The 5,502-nt window shown below is 71.6% G+C and carries 5 protein-coding genes; 4 read left to right on the forward strand and 1 reads right to left on the reverse strand.

Annotation, left to right across the window (positions count from 1 at the left end; translation table 11 throughout):
* Positions 1-49: 49 nt before the first annotated feature.
* On the reverse strand, positions 50-586 hold the full coding sequence (locus tag G6026_RS04885; protein WP_182612396.1) for a gamma-glutamylcyclotransferase: 537 nt from the start codon (positions 584-586) through the stop codon (positions 50-52).
* Between the two features lie 152 nt (positions 587-738).
* Here G6026_RS04885 and G6026_RS04890 point away from each other — a divergent pair, with 152 nt between their 5' ends.
* From G6026_RS04890 to G6026_RS04905, 4 genes are all read left to right on the forward strand, one after another.
* A complete protein-coding gene (locus tag G6026_RS04890; RefSeq protein ID WP_107755914.1) occupies positions 739-2,145 on the forward strand; it encodes an NAD(P)H-quinone dehydrogenase in 1,407 nt (468 codons plus the stop codon).
* 100 nt (positions 2,146-2,245) lie between these two features.
* Positions 2,246-3,271 carry an iron ABC transporter substrate-binding protein gene (locus tag G6026_RS04895; protein ID WP_107755915.1) on the forward strand — a complete coding sequence of 342 codons (1,026 nt, stop codon included), beginning with the start codon at positions 2,246-2,248 and terminating at the stop codon, positions 3,269-3,271.
* Between the two features lie 67 nt (positions 3,272-3,338).
* Positions 3,339-4,886, forward strand: coding sequence for an ABC transporter permease subunit (locus tag G6026_RS04900; protein ID WP_182612397.1), 1,548 nt, complete (start codon positions 3,339-3,341; stop codon positions 4,884-4,886).
* The coding region (locus G6026_RS04905) for an ATP-binding cassette domain-containing protein (protein WP_182612398.1) at positions 4,883-5,502 on the forward strand (620 nt) is incomplete at its 3' end. The genes G6026_RS04900 and G6026_RS04905, both read left to right, overlap by 4 nt.

Raw genomic sequence — 5,502 nt, forward strand, 5'->3', positions numbered from 1 at the left:
GGCGGTGGGGGAGAGCAGAGGCGGCATCGACACAGGTGTACCCGGAGTCCTACGCGCCCGGGCCGACGTTGCGGGATTCCCGGGTACGCAGTTCCCGCACATAGGGGTCGGGCGCGCCGGCGCACTCGGCGGCATCCGCCAGGAGGCCCAGATACCGCGCCGACGGCAGGCCTCCCTCGAAGGCGTCCATGACGTACAGCCAGACCAGTTCCGTGCCCTCCGCCGGGCCGGGGGAGGGCGAGGTGACCGCGAACTCGGACTCCTGGGCGCCGACCGGGGGCCCGGGGGGGACGGCGGGACGGCGCTCCACCCGGACCCGGATCTTCCGGGCCGGCATCGAGTCCGTGCCCTCCCACCGGTCGAGGGCGCGGGCGTCGTCGTCGGGGACGTCGTAGAGCACCACGAACACCTTCGACTCCGGGTCCTCGACCACCGTGGCGACGGCGCCCTCCCATGTCGGGTCCTCGCCCGCGAAGGTCAGACGCCAGCCGTGCAGCCACGCGGTTCCGGCGAACGGTGAGTGCGGCGCGCGGGCGTTCATCTGTTCGGGATGCATGTTGGTCCCGTACGCGGCGTAGAGAGGCACGGCGACCAGAGTAGTCCCTCGGCCGGGTGTGGCCCCGGCGTCCTCCGGCCCCGTGCCGCCGGTTCGACTACCGTGTACGGCGGACGCGACGCGGTCCACCACAGTGGCCCGCGGCGCCCGGCCCCGACCCCGTGACCCGTGGAGGACCACCTGTGACGCAGCGCATCATCATCATCGGCGGCGGTCCCGCCGGTTACGAGGCCGCCCTGGTGGCCGCCCAGTACGGTGCGGATGTCACGATCGTGGACGCCGAGGGGATCGGCGGGAACTGCGTGCTCACCGACTGCGTGCCCTCCAAGACGTTCATCGCGACCACGGGCGTGCGCACGGACATGCGCCGCGCCGAGGAGATGGGCGTCGAGATGCACTTCGACCCCACCGCCTACCGGCTCGGCCAGGTCAACGGCCGGGTCAAGTCACTGGCCCGCGCCCAGTCCGCCGACATCAGGTCCCAGCTCCAGCGCGAGGGCGTGCGGCTGTTGTCGGGTACCGCGCGGCTGCACGATTCGCGGCCGGGAATGGCCTCGCACCGCGTGCTCGTGTCCCTGGACAACGGCCAGGAGAAGATCCTCGACGCGGACGTGGTGCTGATCGCCACCGGTTCCAATCCGCGCATCATCTCCGGCGCGGAGCCGGACGGGGAGCGGATCCTGACCTGGCGGCAGCTCTATGACCTCACCGAGCTCCCCTCGCATCTGGTGGTCGTGGGGTCCGGTGTGACCGGTGCCGAGTTCGTCTCCGCGTTCACGGAGATGGGCGTCAAGGTCACCATGGTCTCCAGCCGCGACCGCGTCCTGCCCCACGAGGACGCCGACGCGGCGCTGGTGCTGGAGGAGGCGCTCAGCGAGCGTGGCGTCGCTCTGGTCAAGCACGCCCGCGCGGACGCGGTCGAGCACCACGAGGACGGGATCATCGTCCGACTGGGCGACGGCCGGACCGTCAAGGGGTCGCATGCCCTGATGTGCGTGGGTTCGGTACCCAACACCGGTGACCTGGGATTGGAGAGCGCCGGCATCGAGGTTCAGCGCAGCGGGCACATCAAGGTCGACCGCGTCTCCCGCACCACCGCCGCCGGCATCTACGCCGCCGGGGACTGTACCGATCTGTTCCCCCTGGCCTCGGTGGCGGCGATGCAGGGTCGCATCGCGATGTACCACGCGCTGGGCGAAGGGGTCAGTCCCATCAAACTCCGCACCGTCGCATCGGCGGTCTTCACCCGACCCGAGATCGCCACCGTCGGCATCTCCCACGCGCAGATCGAGAGCGGGGAGGTCCCCGCCCGCGTCGAGGTGTACCCGCTGGCGGGCAACCCCCGCGCGAAGATGCGCAGCCTCCGCCGCGGTTTCGTGAAGCTCTTCTGCCGACCGGCCTCCGGGGTGGTGATCGGTGGGGTGATCGTGGCCCCCACCGCGTCCGAGCTCATCCTGCCCGTCTCCGTTGCCGTGCGGAATCAGCTCACAGTGGGCGACCTCGCCGGATCCTTCTCCGTCTACCCCTCGATGACCGGGTCGATCACGGAGGCCGCGCGCCAGCTCATGCGGCACGACGACCTGGACTGATCCGGGGCGGGTGGACCGGGGTGAAGCCTCGAATAAGTTTAGGCTAAGCTCACACCCGGTGTCGGCGACGCGGCACCGGGACTGTGAGGGAGGAACCCTGATGATGCGACGCCGCCTGGCCGCGCTCGCCGCCGTCGGTTCGCTGGTGGTGGGGCTGGCGGCCTGCACCACGGACGGTGCCGGAGACGATTCCGATGCGCTGGTGGTCTACTCGGGCCGCAGCGAGAACCTCGTCGGCCCGCTGCTGGCGCAGATCGGGGAGAGGACCGGTATCGACCTCGAGGTGCGGTACGCGAGCACCCCCGAGATGGCCGCCCAGATCGCGGAGGAGGGCCAGGCCAGCCCCGCCGACATCTTCTTCTCCCAGGACGCAGGTGCGCTCGGCGCCCTGTCCAAGGAGGGTCTGCTCGAGCCGCTCGACGAGGCGACGATCGCGCAGGTCCCCGCCCAGTACCGGGCGACCGACGGGACCTGGGTCGCGACGAGCCTGCGCGCCCGCGTGCTGGTCTATGACTCGGAGGTGCTCGAGGAGTCCGAGGTCCCGGACACCATCGACGCCCTCACCGAGCCCGAGTGGAGGGGCAAGGTCGGGTACGCCCCCACCAACGCCTCGTTCCAGTCCTTCGTCACCGGACTGCGGGTCGACCGCGGCGACGAGGCGGCCGAGCAGTGGCTCCGCGACTTCCTGGCCAACGAGCCGAAGACCTACGACAACAACGTGGCGCTCCTCGAGGCGGCCGACACCGGCGACGTCGAGCTCGGACTGACCAATCACTACTACTGGTACAACACCGCCCAGGAGAAGGGCGAGGAGAACATGCGGGCGCGGGTGCACTACCTGACCAAGGGCGATCCCGGTGCGCTGGTCAACGTGGCCGGCGTCGGTGTGCTCGCCTCGTCGGACCGCCAGGAGGACGCGCTCCGGGTGGTCCAGGAGCTCCTCGGGGAGCAGTCCCAGCTCTACTTCCTCGAGGAGGACAGCGAGTACCCGGTCGTGCCGGGCATCACCTCGGACGCCGTCGGTCTGCCCCCACTCGAGTCCCTCGGGGGGCCCGATATCGATCTCGGGGACCTGGACGGGCTCGAGCAGACCCAGCAGATGCTCACTCGCGTGGGCATGATCTGACGGTTCCGCCATAGACGCCCGTCCCCGTCTGCGTGGCGGCCGCCCCCTCCTCGGGGCGGCCGCCACTGTGGCGTGCTCCGCGGCCCTCATCCCGCTGGTCTATCTGTTCATCCGTGCGGGGGAACGTGGCCCGGCCTACGCCCTCGAGGTGGTCCGGTCCGGTCGGTCCGCCGAACTGCTGGTCAACACCGTCGTGCTGGTGGTGCTGGTCACCGCGGCGAGTGTGGTGGTGGGCGTGACCCTGGCGTGGCTGACGGTGAGGACGGATCTCCCCGGTGCGCCGCTGATCGGAGCGCTGCTCTGCGTGCCGCTCGCCATGCCGTCCTACGTCCTCGGCTACCTGTGGGTGGCGGACTTCCCACGGTTCCTCGGTCTGCCCGGGTCGGTCGTCGTGTTGACGATCTCGTGTTACCCGTACGTCTACCTCCCCGCCGCCGCGGCACTGCGGAGCGTCGACCCCGGTCTCGAGGAGGTCGCACGGACGCTGGGCCGCGGGTCGGTCAGGGCCGTGCTCGGTGTGACGTTGCGCCAGATCAGGCCCGCGGTCGCGGCCGGGGCGCTCCTGGTGGCCCTGTACACGCTCTCGGACTTCGGAGCGGTGGCCATGCTGCGGTTCGACGCGTTCACCGTCGGGATCTACCACAGCTACCGGGCCTCGTTCGACAGGGTGCCCGCGGCGGTCCTGGCCTGTGTGCTCATCCTGGTCGCGCTCGTGGTGATGGTGGGAGAGCGGCGGGCCCGACGGGGCGAGGTGGCGAGGGTCGGCGCCGGGGTGGACTCTCTCCCGGACCGCGTCCGGCTCGGACGGTTCATGCCGCTGGCGCTGCTGGTGGTGGGGGTGGTCCTGGCCGGCGGCGTTCTCGCCCCGCTCGTCGGCCTGGTCCGGTGGGTGCGGGCCGCCGCCGAGGTCGACGTCTCGTGGGATCCGGTCCTCTCGGCCGCGGCCACGACCGCGGGCGTGTCCGGCATCGCGGCGCTGGTGACGATCGTGCTGGCCCTTCCCATCGGGATCCTCGCGGCGCGGTCGGACGGCCCGCTCGCCCGGACCACCGAGGCGGTCGCCCAGATCGGTTTCGCCCTGCCCGGTATCACGGTCGGACTGGCCGTCGTGTTCGTGGGGATCCGATTGGTTCCCGGCCTGTACCAGCAGGTCCCCATGCTCGTGTTCGGATACGTGGTGCTGTTCCTCCCGCTCGCCGTGGGAGTGGTCCGGTCCGCGATCGGCGCGATACCGACCGCCCTCGAGGACGCCTCGGGGGCGCTGGGGTCGGGCCGGTTCCGGACCTTCGTCCGCGTGCTCGCGCCGCTGTCGATGCCGGGCGTCCTCGCCGGGGGGAGCCTGGTGTTCCTCAGCGTGGCCAAGGAACTCCCGGCGACCCTTCTACTCCGCCCCACGGGGACGCAGACCCTGGCCACCGCCATGTGGTCCCACACGGAGGTGGCGGCCTACTCGCAGGCCGCTCCCTACGCCGCGATGCTGGTGGCCGTGGCGGTGATCCCCGCCGTGGTGCTCGGCCGGTCCTTCGGGTGGGGTACGGGCGGGTCCGGGCGGGGAGTACCGGCCCGGGCGGCCATCTCGGCTCGTTCGGAGGAGACCCAGGTGAGTGCCACATGACGGTCGACAGACGCCCCGGTGGCGTTCTCGAGCTCCGGGGGGTCGCCGGGGGCTACGGCGGCGCCACCGTGGTCCGAGACCTCGATCTGACCGTGGGCTCGGGCGAGGCGCTGGCCGTCCTCGGTGCCTCCGGGTCGGGTAAGACCACCGTCCTGCGCATGATCGCCGGGCTCCACCCCGTCTCGGCGGGGCGGATTCTCGTCGACGGTCGCCGGGTGGACCCGCTGCCCGCCCAACATCGCGGGATAGGTCTGGTCCCGCAGCAGGGCGCCCTGTTCCCGCACCTGTCGGTGGCCAAGAACGTCGGGTTCGGACTCGTGCCGGTCGACCCGCTGGCGCGATGGCGGAGCCGGAGGGAACGCGCGGCCCGGGTGCGCGAGGTCCTGGACCTCGTCGGGTTGGCGGACCGCGCCGACGACCGCCCTTCCCGACTGTCCGGCGGTCAGCAGCAGCGGGTCGCGCTGGCACGAGCTCTCGCCCCGGGTTCGGGCTTGATCCTCCTGGACGAGCCGTTCAGCGCTCTCGACGCCGCCCTACGGGGGCGGGTCCGCGCGGAGGTCTCGGCGCTGCTCGCGGAGTCCGGCGCGACGTCGGTCCTCGTCACTCACGACCGCGC

Source organism: Dietzia sp. DQ11-38-2 (assembly GCF_014145055.1).
Taxonomy (GTDB): domain Bacteria; phylum Actinomycetota; class Actinomycetes; order Mycobacteriales; family Mycobacteriaceae; genus Dietzia.

Bases quoted from the DNA above. Each gene is read 5' to 3' on its own strand.
- G6026_RS04895 (WP_107755915.1), top strand. From the start codon at position 2,246: ATGATGCGACGCCGCCTGGCCGCGCTCGCCGCCGTCGGTTCGCTGGTG.